General features: G+C 47.4%; 13 protein-coding genes. 1 reads left to right on the top strand and 12 read right to left on the bottom strand.

Going from position 1 to position 18649, the window contains the following annotated elements:
- From MKX59_RS18130 to MKX59_RS18185, 12 genes are all read right to left on the bottom strand, one after another.
- Positions 1-204 (bottom strand): YwbE family protein, encoded by a 204-nt coding sequence (locus MKX59_RS18130; RefSeq protein ID WP_013309792.1) that lies wholly within the window; start codon positions 202-204, stop codon positions 1-3.
- A gap of 64 nt (positions 205-268) precedes the next feature.
- Positions 269-1009 carry a DUF1361 domain-containing protein gene (locus MKX59_RS18135; RefSeq protein WP_069080066.1) on the bottom strand — a complete coding sequence of 247 codons (741 nt, stop codon included), beginning with the start codon at positions 1007-1009 and terminating at the stop codon, positions 269-271.
- Positions 1010-1195: 186 nt separating this feature from the next.
- Positions 1196-2947: a hypothetical protein gene (locus MKX59_RS18140; RefSeq protein WP_071558912.1), complete on the bottom strand. Its 1752-nt coding sequence runs from the start codon at positions 2945-2947 to the stop codon at positions 1196-1198.
- Between the two features lie 34 nt (positions 2948-2981).
- Positions 2982-3941: a sugar phosphate isomerase/epimerase family protein gene (locus MKX59_RS18145; protein WP_034095012.1), complete on the bottom strand. Its 960-nt coding sequence runs from the start codon at positions 3939-3941 to the stop codon at positions 2982-2984.
- On the bottom strand, positions 3941-4813 hold the full coding sequence (locus tag MKX59_RS18150; RefSeq protein ID WP_103744386.1) for a carbohydrate ABC transporter permease: 873 nt from the start codon (positions 4811-4813) through the stop codon (positions 3941-3943). Before MKX59_RS18150 ends, MKX59_RS18145 begins: the two co-directional genes overlap by 1 nt.
- Positions 4814-4834: 21 nt before the next feature.
- Positions 4835-5737, bottom strand: a complete 903-nt coding sequence (locus MKX59_RS18155; protein WP_025721738.1) for an ABC transporter permease — start codon at positions 5735-5737, stop codon at positions 4835-4837.
- A gap of 30 nt (positions 5738-5767) precedes the next feature.
- Positions 5768-7375, bottom strand: a complete 1608-nt coding sequence (locus MKX59_RS18160) for an extracellular solute-binding protein (RefSeq protein WP_028542781.1) — start codon at positions 7373-7375, stop codon at positions 5768-5770.
- A 380-nt stretch (positions 7376-7755) separates the two neighbouring features.
- Positions 7756-8961, bottom strand: a complete 1206-nt coding sequence (locus tag MKX59_RS18165; RefSeq protein WP_023988092.1) for an MFS transporter — start codon at positions 8959-8961, stop codon at positions 7756-7758.
- A gap of 19 nt (positions 8962-8980) precedes the next feature.
- On the bottom strand, positions 8981-10042 hold the full coding sequence (locus tag MKX59_RS18170; protein WP_028542782.1) for an ROK family protein: 1062 nt from the start codon (positions 10040-10042) through the stop codon (positions 8981-8983).
- Positions 10043-10229: 187 nt separating this feature from the next.
- Positions 10230-12536 (bottom strand): helix-turn-helix domain-containing protein, encoded by a 2307-nt coding sequence (locus MKX59_RS18175; protein WP_340858688.1) that lies wholly within the window; start codon positions 12534-12536, stop codon positions 10230-10232.
- Between the two features lie 299 nt (positions 12537-12835).
- Positions 12836-15388, bottom strand: coding sequence for a beta-mannosidase (locus MKX59_RS18180; protein ID WP_340858689.1), 2553 nt, complete (start codon positions 15386-15388; stop codon positions 12836-12838).
- 206 nt (positions 15389-15594) lie between these two features.
- Positions 15595-16662 (bottom strand): LacI family DNA-binding transcriptional regulator, encoded by a 1068-nt coding sequence (locus tag MKX59_RS18185; RefSeq protein ID WP_023988088.1) that lies wholly within the window; start codon positions 16660-16662, stop codon positions 15595-15597.
- 280 nt (positions 16663-16942) lie between these two features.
- Between MKX59_RS18185 and MKX59_RS18190 the strand changes: the two genes are divergently transcribed.
- Positions 16943-18634 carry an ABC transporter substrate-binding protein gene (locus MKX59_RS18190; protein WP_025723496.1) on the top strand — a complete coding sequence of 564 codons (1692 nt, stop codon included), beginning with the start codon at positions 16943-16945 and terminating at the stop codon, positions 18632-18634.
- The last annotated feature ends 15 nt before the right edge of the window (positions 18635-18649 follow it).

Below are 18649 nucleotides of genomic sequence, written 5' to 3' on the forward strand. Positions count from 1 at the left end.
CTAGCCTTCGTTCGTTACGATATGTTTGACACGCCCAACCTGTCCGTCTGCCAAACGCACTTTGATTCCATGCGGATGACGCGGGGAATTGGTCAAAATATCTTTCACCGTTCCTCGCGTCAGCTTACCGGTAGGCTGATCCTTTTTAAGTACAATATCTACCTGAAGACCAGCGCGGATATCGGATCGATTCTGTCCGTTCATTGTAGCTATTCCTCCTTTGTTTTTACATTTTTTGATGATATCCAGCCACTCAGCTGCAATCAAATCACCAGCGACGCCATTCGTCCTGGCGGTTGTTCCCCATCCAGACTACGCACATCGTGGATACATAGCTGACGAGCAAAATGACGAATACCATCCCACTAAACTCCACAAAATGAGTACGTTGCAAGGAGTCTGCCCATATGGAAGATACTTGTGCATACAGTTGAGAGGGCGCAGAAACAATATCCCATGTGTTCCCTCGAAAGAAACGGCCAATGTAAATACCCAGGCTACTCAACAAGAGTACCGCCAACATAAACAGCCAACTAACAAGCCCACCACGTGCACGCTGTACCAATTGTCGTACGGATTCGAGCGATACAAAACCCATTGTCAGGCCAAGTACGGCTACCAGCAGCATTCCCAGTACATGATTCCAAAAGTACGGATTTCCCCAGAAACGTTGCTCCCCGAGAAATGGATATCTGGCGAATACATGCAGCAAATCTGTGATCAAATAGGGTGTATTGGGATAAAAGAAAAGCCATGCCGCCCCCGTAACCCAGAGTAAAAATGTCCTTGTTCCCCGCCTCCACGAGCTGTACATTACATCAAGCAGTAGCGTCAACAGCATAGGAATCCAGGCCAACATCATATTCCACCAAATAAAAAGATAAGGGCGGCCCCCTGAGGGCAGTCGCACGTTAATGATCCACAATGTACTGATTACGGAGCATAAGGCCAGTGCTAAAAAAACATAGAGTTTTAGTGGATAATTTAACGATCTTAAACGGGCATACATATGTGTCTTTCCTCCTTGTAACCGTCCTGCCTTCCTGACGTTCCAATTTACACCTGTTCTGGACAGTGTACACCACAATGGCTTCAAGCTCAATGGAAGCGCTCTACCCCGGCATAAATGAACATAAAAAAACATCCGTTCTCCGGGAATTGACCTCATCCCCGAAAAATAGATGCTTACTGTGTTTTAGACTTCACTCACAGGTAAAGGCGACATACGAATGCGGATCGTATGATCAAACGGAGTCACCCAATTAACCAGCAATGTATGGCAATCCATGGGGAGAGTGGCTCCCCTTACCGAATTAGCCTTATGCTCTACGGTTGTTCCCAGCAGCTCAAACCACGCATTCCCAGATTCATAGCGCGCCATACCGCCAGTCCAACATTGAACCGTTTCGTTAACCAGCCTGTATTCCCCGCAAGTGAAGCGTCCTTCGCGCCCAAAAATAAAACGAATCTGTGTCATGCAATCTACTGGACCCTCTGAGCGAAAACGAAGCGTCCACACATCACCCTGACGATCCACATCGACCCGAATTTCATGCTTTTGTTCATGGGTTAATGGCCGTTTGTGATGCGGAAGCAAGTACCACGGACTGACTTCCTCCTCCGAGGTAGGCGGCAGATCTAAGGCCGCTACAGGGCCATAATAACCTTTGACCTGTGTGCCCGACAGAGTCCAACCATGTTCGTGAGCTGTCAGCTTCTGCATGGGTACAAAACCAGGCGAGAAATACGATGCAGCCTGAACCGCCAATAATCGTGCATCTCCGTGCCGCAACGATAGGAATGATGAAGCCTCGGTCATCAGTGTGGCACTGGTATCCTCCTGCCGATATCGAACGACTGGCGCTCCAAAGTCCGTATGCAGTCGGCTATGATAAATCTGCTGGTGATGGCCTGCCTCATCCATTCGACTCAGATAGTCAGCCCTTGGGAAGTCTCCGTTCAGTAGTTGGTTATAGGTGACAGGTAATGTAGCTGGCGATACTTTACGAGTTTGCAAACGCGGATCTAGTAAAAAGCGCACAGCCGCATTGATAGGAGCACCGCCAGGATGATCCATGACTTGAATAGCGGCGACAGCCATCGCTTCAAATATAGCGTCCTCATCCTCTGTAGCCAGCATGGCATATGGTAGAAGATAAGAAGATAAGTTCATGATCACCCCAAAATCCTGTCTCCCTGAATACTCTGTGACCACTTCGCCATCAGGATGGACAAGGTACACCATCATGCGTAAATTACGGCGCACCGACTCTAGTAGCTCCGGCAGTTTTAATAATCGGGCAGCATGAATCAGCATAATATCGCTAACGGCATTATAAATTCCGTTGCTGCGCTCCGTCCATTCGCCATCTGGTGTCCCGTCCAGCCCTTCGGCTAGCCAAGCCTCAGCCCGCACGAGCGCCTCGGGCAGATCAAACAGCTCATGTAGAAATCCCAGCGCAGCACACAATACCCAACGGTGATTTGGCGTATGGCAACCTCCGGTCAGCATGACCGGAATCGTCCGCTCCAGAAACAAGTAGATCGCATCAGTCACCCGACGCAACTCCAGCCAGTCGTCACCAACCAGCAGCTGATAGACCTGGGCGTAGCCTACCACCACGAACGCTGTATCCGGTGGCGAGTGAAAATTGGTCCAGCCCGGTGAAATAGAACCGTCCTCATGCTGCACACGTAGCATGTACTGCGCAGCCAGCTCCAGTCGGATGAGTACATCCTCATTCCGATAATATGCAGAATCCGGATTGACGAGCGCTGCCGCCCAGATCGCCATTGCGGCAGGAGTACCAACCGAATGATTAGGCCAGGCGATTCCATTCTCATCATCAGTCACTCCGCCGTAATAACGGCTGTCAGCATCCAGTACCTGATGGTCCATACCTGGTTTTACCCAGGCATCGTTGATCGCTACGATTTTACTATACATTCCTCTCAACCCCTGTAATATCCATAATCGTTTATCATCCTTGCGGCTGAAGCTTCGCTATCTTACTTGTCAGCAACTCATGGCTACGTTCAATATCCTCCGGCTGACAAGCTGCTTTCAGCTCATAAACCTTAATAGGGGCCTGCCGGATAATATTCACGAAACGATCAAAGAACTCCAGATCACCGCTATGAATATAAGGGCACCAGTGATCAGATAATCCAATGGTTTCATGAATATGAACACCAAGAATATAGTCGATCATTTCATTGGCTTCCTTGGCGTTGTCGTACAGTCCCATTCGGTCCATAATCATACCGTGTCCAATGTCATACCACAGATAGACAGGTGCACCCTTCAAACGATCTATAATCGTCTTTGCCTCCTGCAACGTAGGCATCTGATAGCAACGTGAACGCGTTTCAATGCCAATGGCTACATCATATCCCTTGGATGCGATGCGGTCACACACCTCTTCCAGACTATCACGGATGCGTTGTACATAGTGCCCACTCAGTGAATTCCGACGCTCCAGCATTTGGCCCCACAACGTTTGATAAGCAGCAGAATCCCTGCCCTGCTCATTGAAAATATCCTCTAGTTCCTCACTGATATCATATGGAAATGGAACCTCTCCGGGATGCACAACTACCGCTTTTGCACCATAACGATGCGCATATTCCGCAGATTGCACCAACAGCTCTATCGCACGTTGTCGCTTGCTTTCATCGTCAAACCCGAGCAGAACGGAATCCGTGCCGTAATCCGGGTCTGGTGTATGAGGAAATGTATTATGCACACTCGATATGCCGATTTCTCCCCGCTCAATCATAGGCTCAATCGTCGTCAGCATTTCCCGGGTAATGTTATAGTTCAACTCCACCCTGCTAAAGCCCAACTGACGGATTTCCTCTACAAGTTCTCGGCCGACCGTATGCTTTTTAATATTCCAACAGGTGGAAAAGGAATATTCCCCCTTCGCCTTCATTATCATCACCCTTTCACCGCTCCCACCATCACGCCGCTGACAAAATATCTTTGCAGCCACGGATACACTAGCAGAATTGGAACCGTTGCAAAAATGACACTTGCTGCCTTCAACCCTTCAGGCGTAATTCTCGCGCCACTGGCTCCTTCCAGCCTGGTTAGCTCGGATACCATATTATTTTGAATCATTTGATACAGCTTGAGCTGTAACGGGAACAAGTCGGGGGTTTGAATATACATCAGCGTATCCTGAAATCCGTTCCAACGGCCTACACCGTAAAACAGGCTTAATGTCGCCAGCACAGGCAGGGACAGCGGCAGTACAATCCGAAGCAAAGTGCCGAACTGGCTGCTGCCATCGATTTCTGCTGCTTCTCCCAAGCTTTCTGGAATCCCATTAAAAAAGGAAATCAAAATAATCAGATAAAACGGGCTGATCAGACCTGGTAAAATAAGGGACCACATATTATTCAACAAATGTAAGTCGCGCACCAGAATGTATTCAGGAATGATGCCGCCGCTGAAAAACATCGTTACTACAATAATGAACATAATCGTTTTACGACCTCTTAGGTGTTTCTTTGTTAATGGATATGCTGCGATAATTGTCATTAACATACTCAGCACTGTCGTGATCAGCGTCAGCATAACTGTAAACCCGAGCGAACGGATCATGCTCATATCAGAAAAGACCTTTCCGTATGCCTTCAAATTGAACTCTACTGGGAACAAAGTAACTTCCCCGGATGTAATGGCCCGGTTCGAGCTAAAGGAAATAGACAAAATGTGAATAAACGGGGCCAAGCACAGTAGTACAGCCACAGCCACCAACACGGTGGTTACGATATCAAAGGTGCGATTTGCAGTACGTTCACTCATCAGATGTCAGCTCCTTTCCCCTTACATAATACTTTCATCTGTCAGTTTCTTGGAGGCATAGTTAGCTCCTAATACGAAGATGAGACCAACCACAGCTTGGAACAGGCCTACCACCGTTGCCAGCGTATATTGCCCGGATTCCATCCCGATGCGATACACGAACGTGCTAAGTACATCGGAATAATCTCGAACCGCCACATTTCCAATTACATAAGGACGATCAAAGCCAATAGTGATCATATTACCCAAATTAATGATAAGCAGCGTAGCAATTGTCGTTTTCATGCCAGGGATCGTAATGTACCAAATTCTTTTCATGCGTCCTGCACCATCTACCTCGGCAGCTTCGAACAATTCCCGGTTAATCCCAGTCAAGGCAGCGAGGTACAAAATCGTTCCCCAGCCTGCACTTTGCCACACCCCTGTCAGCAGGTAGGTGAGTACCCAGTCATTTTTATCTGTCAAAAATGGAATCGCCTGAAACCCGAGCGAAGTAAGCACATTGTTGATCATGCCGGACTGCGTACCAAACACCTGGTACACAATCCCGCCAATAATCACCCACGAAATAAAATGGGGAACGTACAAAATCGTTTGTGACAGCTTTTTAAACCAGACTACTTTCATTTCATAGAGCAAAATCGCCAAGATTAAAGGTGCTGGAAAAGATACCAGCAAATCAAGCAGATTTAGGACGATGGTATTGCGCAGCGTTCGATAAAAATCGTCCATACGAAACACTTCTCTAAACGCATCGAACCCGATCCACTCACTCCCTGTAATTCCCTGAAAAAAGTTAAAATCCTTAAACGCGATCTGTACGCCCCACATCGGACCATATTTGAACACAATGAAGTAGGCCAGGGGCAGCACAAGCAACGCGTATAATTGCCAATATCTGCGGAAGTAAACGTTCCCTTTCATGCGCTGTCTCCTCCTTTACTTTCCGCCTTCTTACTTGCCTGTCATGGCCTTATAAGCTTCGGTACGCTCATCCAATATCGCTTGACCACCGCTCACCATATAATCCTTCAACGCCGCTTCGAATGTTGCATCAAACTGCGCCGGAGGCACCATCACGGATTTAACGACCATTTCGTCAAACTTATCCAGCAATGAGTTACTGTATTTGGACTCGGCTTTAATCGGATGGTCAAATTTCACTGGTGAAATTGTGTCCGTGTTGGAAATATCCATCGCCTTGCGAACATCCTCCTGGAATTGGGACGGCATGCCCAAAACAAAGGCTTCCTTGTTTTTGTTATCGTCTCCTGCAATCTTGCCATTCGCAATAATGACCACATCACCCTGATTATAGATACGATCCTGCGCTTCTTGTGTCGGTTTCTCCTTGGCAACTGGAATTCCGTCTTTCAAGGTATAGTTCTCGCCTTCCACACCATTTTGCATATCAAGCAGCACCTTCTCGGAAGACATCCAGTCGAGATACTTGATCGCCTCAATCGCATGCTCACTGGATTTAGGTACCATAATGTAGAGTCCATTGGATGCAAATTCTGGCTTGGCGTGCTTACCCTCACTGTTGGTATAAGGGTCCATTGGAGTCAGCTTCGCTGCGGACTGGTTAGCCAACAGATTCGGATAGGCGGAGTCGTTATAATAGATGTTGTCGTAATCTTCACTGAAAAAACCGGTATTTCCGCTTTGAATATCCTGAGTCAGCTGTTTTTTGTCCTTATCCAGACCAAAGTCCTTGCTGATCAGATTCTCATTGTAAAGCTTGTTCATAAACTGAACTCCATCCTTGAATCCAGGTAGCAGGATTGGATAGTCACGGGAACCCAGCTCTTGGGTTAGCGTATATTTCTGCTCATCTGTCACTGGCTTAATAAAAGACCACAACAGCGGATCATATTGCCCCGGCTCCATCGTCATCCCCAGCGGAACGACCTTACCGCCGGTCTTGCCGGGGTCTTTTTCCTTGAACGCTTTTAGCGTGTTGTATAGTTCGTCTGTCGTTTTAGGAACAGGCATATTCAGCGTATCGAGCCAATCCTGACGAATAAAAGAGGAATATTTCCCTAAGATGGTACGTTTGCCGGGAATGGCGAACTGCTTGCCCCCCACCTGACCGTAGCTGAGCGTATCTTCACCGAGGAATTTTTTAAGATTTGGGCCGTACTCATTCAGCAGAGGGGTCAAGTCTGTCAGTCCACCCTGCTCCGCATACCGTTCAAAGGTTCCGGAATCATAAGTGAACACGATATCAGGTACATCACCACCGCTAGCCATCAGAACATTCAGCTTGGTAACTTCTTCGGAGCGCTGAACGGGCACGTACGTCAGATCAATATCGTTGGGTTTGCCAAAGTTTTCTTTTGCATATCGGGTTAAATAGCTGTCAGTAATGGTATAGCCCTGAGGTGTATTGCCTCTGTCAAAAATTTCAACCTTCAATGAACCACCCTTGTTTCCGGTAGCGGTCGAAGCCTTGTCCGCCTCACCCGACGAGCATCCGCTCAATACAACCGACAGTGCAACCGTAGCTGCAAGCAGCAGACGAAGCTTCTTCAATGTTCCTCCAGCCTTATTCCCACTCATTCCTGAACACCCCTTTGTCTGCTTTTCCCGTTCGTCGCCTCTTCTGAGGAGGAGGTTATGACATTTCATGCATCGGCATGAGTCTGTCCCTTTTGGTCCGGGATGTGCCTTAGTATGACATGACCGCAGGAAAACTGACAATAAACTAGTTTCCCAATCATAAACCGGTTGATTGAAAGCGATTACTGAACATGATGAAGCGCTTACTCTTATTAAAAATCACTATTTTCCTGTGAATAAACCATTTTCTTTGTTCGTTTTGTGTGAGCTATAGTTCCATATCACGTGATTTAAAAGTTTTTCGCACGAAAAAAAAGAGCATCCTCACCCTCATCAGGGATTCGATGCTCACAATCAATGAAATACTAACGTCACTGCTCCTACTGTGAAGTCTCTGAAGGGAGGCTCATGGATAGCTTGCGTACCTTCCCTGTTTTCCCATCCTTACGGCTACGTGATACATAAACCATCATTAATGCCCCCAAGGTTGCGCTGATCAGACACGCCAGGTTCATTAATTGCGGCCCTCCAGCGTGAAGAAGAAAGCCATTTAACAAATTACCTACAATCCCTGCCAGCCCGGCAAATACCATATTGAACACGCTTTGTCCGGTCGCTTGCATATCCTTTTCAGTTACATGTGAAACATACTCGACCGCTGCGATGTAGAAAAAACCAAATGACAATCCGTGCAGCACCTGCACAGCAATCATAACGGTAGGGTCGGGAAAAGCTAATTGAATTCCCCATCGAATCATATAAGCGACTGCCCCTAGCAAAAGAGTTCTCTCTAACCCAATCTTTCGAATCACTCGTGAAGCGAGCAGCATGGAGGGGACATTCGTAATGGACGCAATCAGCAGAGCAACCCCGACCAAGCTCGTAAGTCCTCCCGACATCTTAAAGGCCAATACAAAATAGGTGTTGAATGCAGTTAACGTCTGATTTACTAAAAAACTGCCCCCCAAAAATATTAAAAATGTCCTGTTGCGTATCAATTGACCAATGCCGTCCGAAAACGATTTGCGCAGCACGAGATCCTCCTCCGTATTTTTCGGCAACGCCAGCGCCGTCAGGGCCGCAAGACTGTTCAGCACCAAAAAAGGTACCCACATCATAGTCACAGATAACAGCGATACAAATAGCCCCCCGGCGTAACCGCCCACCGCATTGCCTATACTCGCCATAAATCGTATACTGCCATAGGTCGTTCCTGCCTTCTTGGCCGCCACAATCGCATAGGAATCCGCAATCGGCGCCTGCGTTGCCGTAAATATTGCCATAGTGGAATACACAAGCGCCATCAGAACAAAACGCTCCGACTGATAACATACAGCCATAATTCCCGGAACCGCTACACTCAAAATGAGCACCAGCCGCATTTGACGATATTGATCCACAATAATTCCCCATATCGGCTGAACCAAAATGGATACCAGCGTACCAATTGCCATCAGAACACCGACACTGCTGCTCGTCAATCCATTCTGAACCAGCAGTAGTGTCAAATATGGATTAAACATGCCCCCTGCCAAGCCAATAAACAAATAGAAGCTTCGTAGCTTCAGCATTTGTGAGCCTACCATCTGGAAACCTCCCTGTTGTTTAGCGTACCGAGTTGTCCAGAATCGTAGCCAATGCTCCGATGGCCCCGGCTTCATTACCTAGACCAGCAGGTACAATAGTACAAGGAATATCCGTCCATAAGGCTACTCTTTGCCGAATTTCATCCAAATAATACGTGTTACCTTCTGCTACACCGCCACCTACAACGATCATTTCCGGGTTCAGCAGGCTGATCACATTCGTCAAAGCCATCGCCATATGCACTAGTGCAGGCTCTAAAATCATCTGTGCTTCTACATCCCCTTCGGACGCCGCTTGCAATACATGTCTCGCCCCTACCTCGTCCCTGTTTCCTCCTGCTAGCCGGATCATGTGTGTACCTGGTATGCCAGAGGCGAGTGCTGATTTTACACTGCGCGTTATTGCCGTCCCCGATGTTAAAGATTCGAACACACCGAACTCATCCGTCCCTTTCTGTTTTGCTGCTTGCCGTGCCTGTTCCTCGCCTGCAATCCAATAAGCCATTTCACCTGCTCCGCCTGCGGCTCCCTTATACATCTCTCCATTTAAAATAAGGCCACAACCGATACCTGTTCCCACCGTTATCATCATCACATGCCGTAATCCCCGAGCTGCCCCTAACCATTGTTCTCCCAAAGCAGCCATATTCACATCATTATCCAGCACTAAGCGACCACTGTATCGGTGTGCAACGATAGATCGTATACTTTCATGCGCATTACCGCCATGCGTACTGTCGCCATGTATACGATCTTGAACACTCCATGGAATTGCCGGGGCGTGGGTAATCGTTCCGCTATCGTTATCCACCACACCAGGGAAACCGATACCTATGCCTTTTAACTGTGCCAGCGACAAGCCTTCCTGCTTCAGACAATGGTCCAGCTCCTCAAACAGACTCTCAAAGAAAAAATGGGCATCCTTCGTATGAACTGTCGGAAATTTATGCCTCACCACTACTTGCCGCTCCGCTGTGCCGATACAGATCAGCGTCTTCGTCCCGCCAACATCAATGCCTGCGGCCCAGCCGGAAGCCTTCGGCTCATCCCTGTGTTGCTTTTGTACATACATGTCCGCCATAGCCATCCTCCGTCATTCCGGTTCGCCATCATGCCTGCCAATACATCGGCTGTTGACGCCCTGTAGGTTCAAGATATGGACATAAGTATCGCATTTGAACACCTGTGCCGCAATAAACTAAATTCCGCCCCATAAACTGACGCGCTTTACTCCCCCTTTTAATGAAAAAAACAAAAAAGGCGAGCGCCTATAGCGCTCCCCCTGTTAATGAATCCTCCGGTTTTAATCTCAGTTTGCGATAATCTCCCGGCGTTACGCCGACTACCCGCTTAAATACCCGCCCAAAGGTAATCGAATTGGCATAACCAACCTGAGTCGCAATATGCTGAACCGTCTCGGTCGTGTTACACAGCATTTGCTGGGCATGATTCATACGGAGCCGGGTCAAAAAATCGACGAATTTCATATCAAATTCTGTTTTAAATAGATGACTAGCATATTTAGGTGACACATCAAAACGTTCACTCAAATGATTTAACGATAAATCCGGATTCGTATAGTGCTCTTCAATATATTGCTTCATTTCGCTAACCATAGCCCGGTAGCTTTTGGTTTCACTGGCGGCAACGTAAGTCCGATACACAGTGGTCATGTGCTCCAGCATTAGCGTATGCATCACAGCCAATGAAGAAGCAGACTCGACCTCACATTTCCATCTTTCTGCTTCCGGTCCGTTAAAATAACGATCCAGCGCCCCCGATACATCCTTCATCTCACGCATTTCCCGTTGCAGCAGTTCTTGCATCCACCGCATTACCGTTAAAATATCCCCATCCTTCAGCTTGTCTGTTTCCATTGCCCCAAATAGTCCTTCCAGCTGTACACGCCAATCGTGGCTCGCCAGCCGAAAAGAACGAATCGTCTCCGAAATCAGCGGCAAATAGGAGTATAATGGAATGTCATTGGCCTGCGGAACCTGATCACTGGTCACAATATCACGCACTCCCAGCGTTAACCGGTACCGTAGGGCAGAAATGGCGGACCGATAAGAATCCTGAATATGTTCCAACTCGTGAATCTGGCCACCTATCCCAATCGTGAGCTGTACACCCAGATGCCCATGCAGCCACTCACAGCCTGTTTGTGCCATTTCTTGCAGCTTCACACCCAGTAAGCCTTCCCCATCATCTACCTCTTTCCGCAATAAAATGGAAATTCTTTTACGACTCATCCATTCTGCCCAGCCCTGCCATCCATAGGTAGCTGCTAGTTCCTGTACCACGCCAAGCAACGACAGGCTTAAACGCTGATCTTCGCCCCCATGATCCTCTAAACGTCTGCTACCGTCTGCTGTCTGTGGCAGATCCAGATCGTGCAACTCTACCACCATGACAGCATAAACCAGAGTAACACCTCTCTTCCCGCCATCCGCAAAAGGAGAAAGATCATTCAGCCGAAGCTCTACCGTTTCGGTGCCTGTACCTTCCATAAGATCAAGGAACAGCTGCCGCCGCCGAATGAGTATATTCGCATGCTCCTGCTGTTCATAATCAATCGTTTGCCGAATCAGACTTTGCAACGCATGATCAATCATCCACAGCTCGTCCTTGTTGTTTTCCTCACCCGGACGGCTGGGCAGTTGTTGAATACGCTGCATCATCAGCTGAATTGGCCTGTAATTTCTGCGGGTCACATAAATAATGTAGATCACCGCTAATATAACAACAGCCAATCCAACTACAATCCAGACGTAAGAGATAACAGACACCCACTCGAACAACTGTCCGGCACGAATACCACTTTCAAAACTCCATCCCAGCCGGGGGGACATCAGATGAGTCAGTTGCTGCCCGTCCTCTGCTTTTACAGCATCTTTTGTACCGGATGCAGCTGGATAAATGGCTTGACCGCTAGCATCATTAATCACCAGATAGGAAACTGTCGGATTCGTCATTTGACCAATCATTTGCTGCAACGGATACACACCGATATTGATTACCAGCAGCCCTTGTCCTCCAAAAGGCAACGGGAGGCGCTTATGCATCGAAATTACACGTTCTGACGTATGTGTTCCCGGCTCCGTCCATTCCCGCACAGGTGACCACTGCCGATCCTCCGACCGAAGAGCCTGCTCAATATACGGATAATCACCGAATGTCGAAGCATCCTGAAGTCCACTTCTCGTTAACACCGTGTGATCCTTCGTTCGATAAATATAAACGGAATGTACCAGTTCATGATTATCCTTAAGCGCGCGTAGGCTTCCAACCAGCCCATACAGCATCGTGCTGCCACTTTGCGCCTGCCCATTCAGAAAAGAACTGTAGCTCTTGTTCGTCTCCGCCTCGCTTAATACGTCCATTTCTACCTTTGTCAGCGACTTCTCCACACTGTCCAGCACAAATCCGGTTGTAATCCGATTCGCCTTTCCAGTTTCATTGCGCGATATTTCGTTTACAATCAGGAAGGATAAAAAAATGAGGATCGACACCGTTAACATAAAAATCGGGAAATAGGAAAAAAGCAATCTCCTGTACCAGCTCTTTCGCATCATGTCCTCCCCCTGCCGCCTAATGCTTTCATGACCCTCTCTATAGGGCTTCGCTCAACACTAAGCATACTCGTGATGTCAGTTTTAATGCGGATTTGATTATACTTTGAACCTATTCTACCAAAATTAGATGCTAAATAGATAGATTTCTTACAAATGATCTGTTATCACTTAAGTCGAAAACCCTCTTTTGTTATGTATATTAACATTATGAAAACGCTATACATATCATAAAATAAATTTATATTATAAAAAAAGCCTATCCATCATCTACTTAAAGACGGATAAGCTTTTACTGTTGTCTAACCTTGTATCCAATTGACCAATGAATGTACTGTCAATGTACCCGGCGCAGCTGTCACAAATGCTGATGAACCGTTGCGCAAGGCCAAGAATTCCACTGTTTTTGGAATACCGGGAGCCAGATCCAGATGGTTGTCACTGAAAATACCTTCCTGCTCTGCCGATAGCCACACGTGTCTAGCAAGTACATCCGAACACAGCATGAATCTGCTGCCTCCACTTCCCTGAATCTCTGTCACTTCAATTTTTGCCTGCGGTAAATCCATCTCTTTTGTGTCTGCAAAATAAATTTCACCAGAGGCCACCTGTTCACCATTCTGCGTCAGACGCGCGACCAGCATATGCTCCGCCCGCTTCAGGCCACTCAGCCATTTGTCGATAGGCAGTATATGTACAATTCCTGCACCGCCTGCTGGTTGATTTACCTTAACGTTTTCTTCACGAATAGCCTGGCTGCTACGGATATGCAAAAGCGTCAGCCGCAGCGTTCCTGATATCGGCTCTAGTGTATCGTTGACCAGATGCAGGGCCTTATTCCCCTGTCCTGTATCTGTTGCACTCAACAGCACATCGGCAAAGCTGCGCTTAGCCGTATATTGGAGCGCTTTCCAACGACCAAAATAGTCCATACTCGACCAGGAGGCAACGGGCCAGCAGTCATTCATTTGCCAGTATAATGTTCCCATGCAATAAGGCTTGTGACGACGATGCGCCTCTATAGCTACTTTCATTGCTTCTGCCTGTAAAATTTGGCTCATGGGAAGAAAACTTGTAAAATCCTTTGGCTCTCGCATGTACCGCTCCATATATTCTTTAATCAGACGATTGCCTGCGCTGTTCTTCTGATGTGCCAGCATCACCGCAGATTCCAGCTCCAAATCCTTTTCTTCCGCATAAGTACGAACGGACTTGTATTCTGGAAAGGACTGAAAACCATATTCACTCATAAAACGACCCACATGGACATGGTAATTCTCAAACGGCTCAGACGCGTGCCATACACCCCAATAATGAATATCACCTGCAGCTGAAGACCGATGGGCATGCTGGTTCCGATCTCTCGTCAGGTCAATCAGTGGGGAGGAGGGCCAATATGCTGTCTGCGCAGACCAAGTGTGTACCGCCTCCGGTAGAATCCGATGAAAGAGCGTTTCATAATCATCCCACAGGCGCTCCCGTTGCTCAGGTGTGTAGTCCTTTTTCCACCCCCAGCCTCCGTTCTCTTCATAATGCGCCCATGCAGAATCGATCTCATTGTTGCCGCACCATAAGGCAATGCAGGGATGATGACGCAGCCGCTTGATATTGTCCTCGGCTTCCTGTGCCACATTGTCCATAAAATCCTCATCCCCTGGGTACATGCTGCAGGCGAACATAAAATCTTGCCACACGAGCAAACCGTATTCATCACAAAGCTCATAAAATACGTCTTGTTCATAAATACCGCCACCCCACACCCGCAACATATTCATATTCGAGGCTGCTGCACTGGCAATTTCATACCGATATCGTTCCAGCGTAACTTCAGTGACAAAGCTGTCATTCGGAATATGGTTAGCCCCTTTTGCAAACACTGGAATTCCGTTCAGCTCAAAATGAAAGCTCTCTCCTGCTGCATCCCGTTCACGTACAAGACGGATGGAACGCAGTCCCGTTTTTACTGATTTTTCCGCAATTACAGCTCCTTGTTCTTGTTCCACCAATTCGGTCACAAACGTATATAGATACGGCTCCCCCAGCCCACGGCACCACCACAGCTTCGGCTTCTTCATCTCCAGCTCCAGCTCCACCGTCTGCTTCCCCTTCAGCAGCCGAACTGGCTTGGACCACACCTTCCCGTCAGCGGAAATACGCAACTCGGCATCTCTAATCTCATCTGCATTTTCGATCTCTACCACTGCCATGAGTTTAGCCCCTACCGAATTCACCTCGTCCTGTCGAATAAACAAGTCTCTCACGATCAGACCCGACCACGCTTCGATCCGGACCTCTCTCCAGATACCGCTCGTCACCAGCCTCGGTCCCCAATCCCAACCATAGTGGTAGGGAGCCTTACGTGCGAAAACGCTTACCTTTTTGTCGGACAAACCACCTATCTCGGACTGATCATTGGGTGCAGGGAGTCCATAACCTAAGCTTTCCAGCTTGGGTACATCTTCAGCAATCGGAGAACGAAAACTGATTTCCAGCCGATTTTCCCCTTGCTGAACAAATGCCTTCACATCTTGTCTCCATACCCGAAACATATTATTGGCTGACAAGACAGATTGACCATTCACTTTTACATCCGCGTATGTGTCCAGACCTTCCAACACCAACTCTACACATTGACATTGAAGCTGATCTGCATTTATCTCAAAATGGGCTTCATATACCCAATCCTGCTTATCAATCCACTGTACCTCCATCTCGTTCATACCGATAAACGGATCAGGAATTTTGCCATGTCGTAAAAGATCGGTATGCACACAACCCGGCACTTTCGCGCTGAGCCACTCATCACTTTGTGCTTCCCTAAACCTCCAGCCATCCAACCCTATCACATTAACCATCGTCACAAGCCTCCCTATAAGCATGATTGGGAACATCTGGATTCATCAGTAACATAACAAAAATAACATTAAGCTAACAAAGTAGTCAATTGTTTTTTGGAACAAATGACAAAATACAAAATAAAAGTCGCCCTCTGCCCCTAAACAGGCTAAAAGCGACCTCCTTCGTCTCCACGGTGTATGGTGTCATAACACGTACCTGGACATTAACTATATGTGATTGTGCTGATGGAACGCTCACGGTCGTCATTTTCCCGACTGATCCGGGGTGCATGAACTTCCCGTACGAATAGCTCAGCATGTAGCAATTTTTTCTCGACAGGCGAGTCCGGGTTCGTTATGCGCCACAACAACTGGTCCACTGCACGCATTCCCAGCAATTCCTTATCCACTCTCACCGTGGCATAAATCGGCATTTGTTCATTCGTATCGTCAAACCCGGTCACTCCGCAACGCCTCGGAACGTCAATCCCCTTTTCTTTCAGCACATCCACGACTTGCGCAGCAGTCACATCATTAGCACATACAAAAACCTCAGGCAGTTCGTCCTCAGACAACTTGTCCATTTCCTCAGCAAGCGCCTGCGCTCCTCCGTGAAGAAGGGCTTTATTCTGCCGCAATTCTACTCCGCTCATTTCCAGTGTGGAACGACAAGCTTCCCAGCGTTCGTAGAAACTGTGAGCGTCATCAATATGACCCACAAACTGAAAGCGGGTATAGCCCCTGCACAGCAAGTCCTTCATTAATTCACTCATGCATGTGCGATTATCTGTAAACACCGTATCACTTAAAAATGCAGAATCCCAATGATCTACCATAACGACCGGAATACCCATCCGATAAATGTTCAGCAACAACGAAGTTGAAATCGTTCCTACTGTGATAATCCCTTTAATCGCCTCCGGGTTCAGTAGAGAAAACGTATCTTCAGTCGAGGGCTCCGTTAACGTGATCATATCCATACCCTTACGGTTCAGACGCTCGGAAATCCCTTCAAATACAGGCCCCCAGTACCTGGATTCCCTGTTCTGGTACCTAATATTCGGAAATAACACTAGCACGGTACCCGACCATTCTCTGGGATCTGTGTCCCGAGGCTCTACCCCTGTCATTTTGGGATGACTGCGAAAATAGCCCATCTGGGCAGCAAGCTTGACCAGAACCGCCCTTGTTTCGTCACTTACACCGGGTTTGCCTGACAGTGCACGCGAAACAGCGAACTTTGAAACGCCCGCCGCATCCGCAATTTCTTGCAACGTTACTTTTCCACGCATCTTCTCACCCAACCCTATTCGGAATCTTTTTCTACCTTAACCTTTCTAATACACGGGTGTACCTATAAACTGGTACCATCGTAGCATACTTTGTTTTAGATCATCAAATGATAGATTTGTACAAATCCACACCCTCCACCAAAATATGTTTGCTTAATAAAAAAACAAACCGCATAACAAACAATTATAAATAACTTGACGTGAGGTTTTTTATTTCCTACAATTTACTATTGAAAGCACTTACATTGTGTAAATCATACTTATTAAGGGGGATTTGCAAATGTTCATGAACAGGTCGGTACGTCAGAGCTCCATCCTGCTCCTGTCTTTGCTGCTGCTCGTTACAACGGGCTGTGCGAACGGAACAGGCAGTAAGGCAGAAAAGGAAGATCCTAATGACACCAGCCCTATTACATTTACTTTCTTTGGCGGTGATTCCAGCTCTAACTGGAACAACATGAAGGATGCTGTCGGGCAGGAAATTATCAAGAAAACGGGCGTTACGCTAAATGCTGAACATGCTGTCAATGGCCGAGGCGAGGAAAAGTTTGCTTTAATGGCAGCGAGCGGAGAGTATCCAGATCTCGTGTACCCCAAATCAGACATTGGCAAGCTGGTCGATGCCGGAGCACTCATTGACCTAACCGACCTCATTGACAAATACGGCCCTAACATTAAGAAAGTGTATGGAGACTATTTTAATCGTATTAAATATAGTAGTGAAGATCCAGCCATCTACACGATCCCGACCAATTTGGGTGTGGATCACATCGCGTTTGATGCACAAGCCGGCTTCGAAATCCAGCATCAGGCACTTAAGAAGCTTGGATATCCTAAAATCCGCACCGTTCAAGATTTTGAAAAAGCACTTAAAGATTATGTCGCCAAATACCCTACTACCAATGGCCAGCGAACCATCCCCCTATCACTTGATGCCGAAGACTGGAAAATTCAAATTACAGTGACTAACCCGGCTGTTACTGCTACAGGTGGACCCGACGATGGCGAATATTATATTGATCCTAAAACACACAAAGCCATTCTTCACTACAAGCGCCCAGAAGAACGTGAATATTTCCGTTGGTTGAACCATATGTACAATGAAGGACTGTTGGATAAGGATACTTTTGTGCAAAAAAGTGATCAGTATAAGTCCAAAATCGCCGCAGGCCGTGTCATCGGACTCATTGATCAGGAATGGAACTATCAAGATGCCGAAAATGCGCTCAAGGCAGCAGGTAAGGATGAATTCACTTACGCCCATTTTCCAGTCACTTTAAATGAGAAATACGAGGATCATTCCCTCCAGCCCATTGGCTTCGATACCGCATCCGGGATCGGAATTACAACCTCATGTGAAAATCCGGTGCGAGCTATCAAGTTTCTGGATTTTCTGGCCTCCGACGAAGGGCAAATTTTACGCAATTGGGGAATTGAAGGCCAGCATTACAATGTAGAGAACGGCAAACGTGTCATTCCGGCGGATGTGCAACAACGTAAAAACACCGATAATGCTTCTTTTAGTAGAGAGTCAGGAATCGGTTTGTACTGGATATGGGGGCCACATTACGGCGATAGCGTAAAGGACCCTTCTGGCAACTATTACACAACCAATTATCCGGAGATGATTACCGAAAATTATAGTCAAGCCGAAAAAGAGTCCCTTCAGGCATACAAAGCCCATACGTGGAAAGACCTGTTCCCGAACGAAAAGGATTTTCCGGTAAAAGAATGGGGGGCTGCCTACAACATGCCCGTTCCGACTAATACGAATTACAATGTTATTTATCAGAAGTCACAGGACATTGTACGCAAACGGATTCCTGAGGCCGTACTCGCCAAGCCAGATCAGTTCGACGCTGTGTATGACCGCATGCTCCAAGAGCTGGATCAGGCGGGTGTGCCAAAGGCTGAAGAAATCTACACTGGCCTAATCCAAAATCGGCTGAAGCTGTGGTACGGCGAAAAATAGGGTTTGTCTTTTAAT

Source organism: Paenibacillus sp. FSL R7-0340, from assembly GCF_038002205.1.
Taxonomy (GTDB): domain Bacteria; phylum Bacillota; class Bacilli; order Paenibacillales; family Paenibacillaceae; genus Paenibacillus; species Paenibacillus polymyxa_B.

Coding starts and splice junctions, on each gene's coding strand:
- MKX59_RS18150 (WP_103744386.1), bottom strand. CDS start 4,813: ATGAGTGAACGTACTGCAAATCGCACCTTTGATATCGTAACCACCGTG.
- MKX59_RS18190 (WP_025723496.1), top strand. CDS start 16,943: ATGTTCATGAACAGGTCGGTACGTCAGAGCTCCATCCTGCTCCTGTCT.
- MKX59_RS18160 (WP_028542781.1), bottom strand. CDS start 7,375: ATGAGTGGGAATAAGGCTGGAGGAACATTGAAGAAGCTTCGTCTGCTG.
- MKX59_RS18165 (WP_023988092.1), bottom strand. CDS start 8,961: ATGGTAGGCTCACAAATGCTGAAGCTACGAAGCTTCTATTTGTTTATT.
- MKX59_RS18175 (WP_340858688.1), bottom strand. CDS start 12,536: ATGATGCGAAAGAGCTGGTACAGGAGATTGCTTTTTTCCTATTTCCCG.
- MKX59_RS18135 (WP_069080066.1), bottom strand. CDS start 1,009: ATGTATGCCCGTTTAAGATCGTTAAATTATCCACTAAAACTCTATGTT.
- MKX59_RS18170 (WP_028542782.1), bottom strand. CDS start 10,042: ATGGCGGACATGTATGTACAAAAGCAACACAGGGATGAGCCGAAGGCT.
- MKX59_RS18130 (WP_013309792.1), bottom strand. CDS start 204: ATGAACGGACAGAATCGATCCGATATCCGCGCTGGTCTTCAGGTAGAT.
- MKX59_RS18180 (WP_340858689.1), bottom strand. CDS start 15,388: ATGGTTAATGTGATAGGGTTGGATGGCTGGAGGTTTAGGGAAGCACAA.
- MKX59_RS18185 (WP_023988088.1), bottom strand. CDS start 16,662: ATGCGTGGAAAAGTAACGTTGCAAGAAATTGCGGATGCGGCGGGCGTT.
- MKX59_RS18145 (WP_034095012.1), bottom strand. CDS start 3,941: ATGATAATGAAGGCGAAGGGGGAATATTCCTTTTCCACCTGTTGGAAT.
- MKX59_RS18140 (WP_071558912.1), bottom strand. CDS start 2,947: ATGTATAGTAAAATCGTAGCGATCAACGATGCCTGGGTAAAACCAGGT.
- MKX59_RS18155 (WP_025721738.1), bottom strand. CDS start 5,737: ATGAAAGGGAACGTTTACTTCCGCAGATATTGGCAATTATACGCGTTG.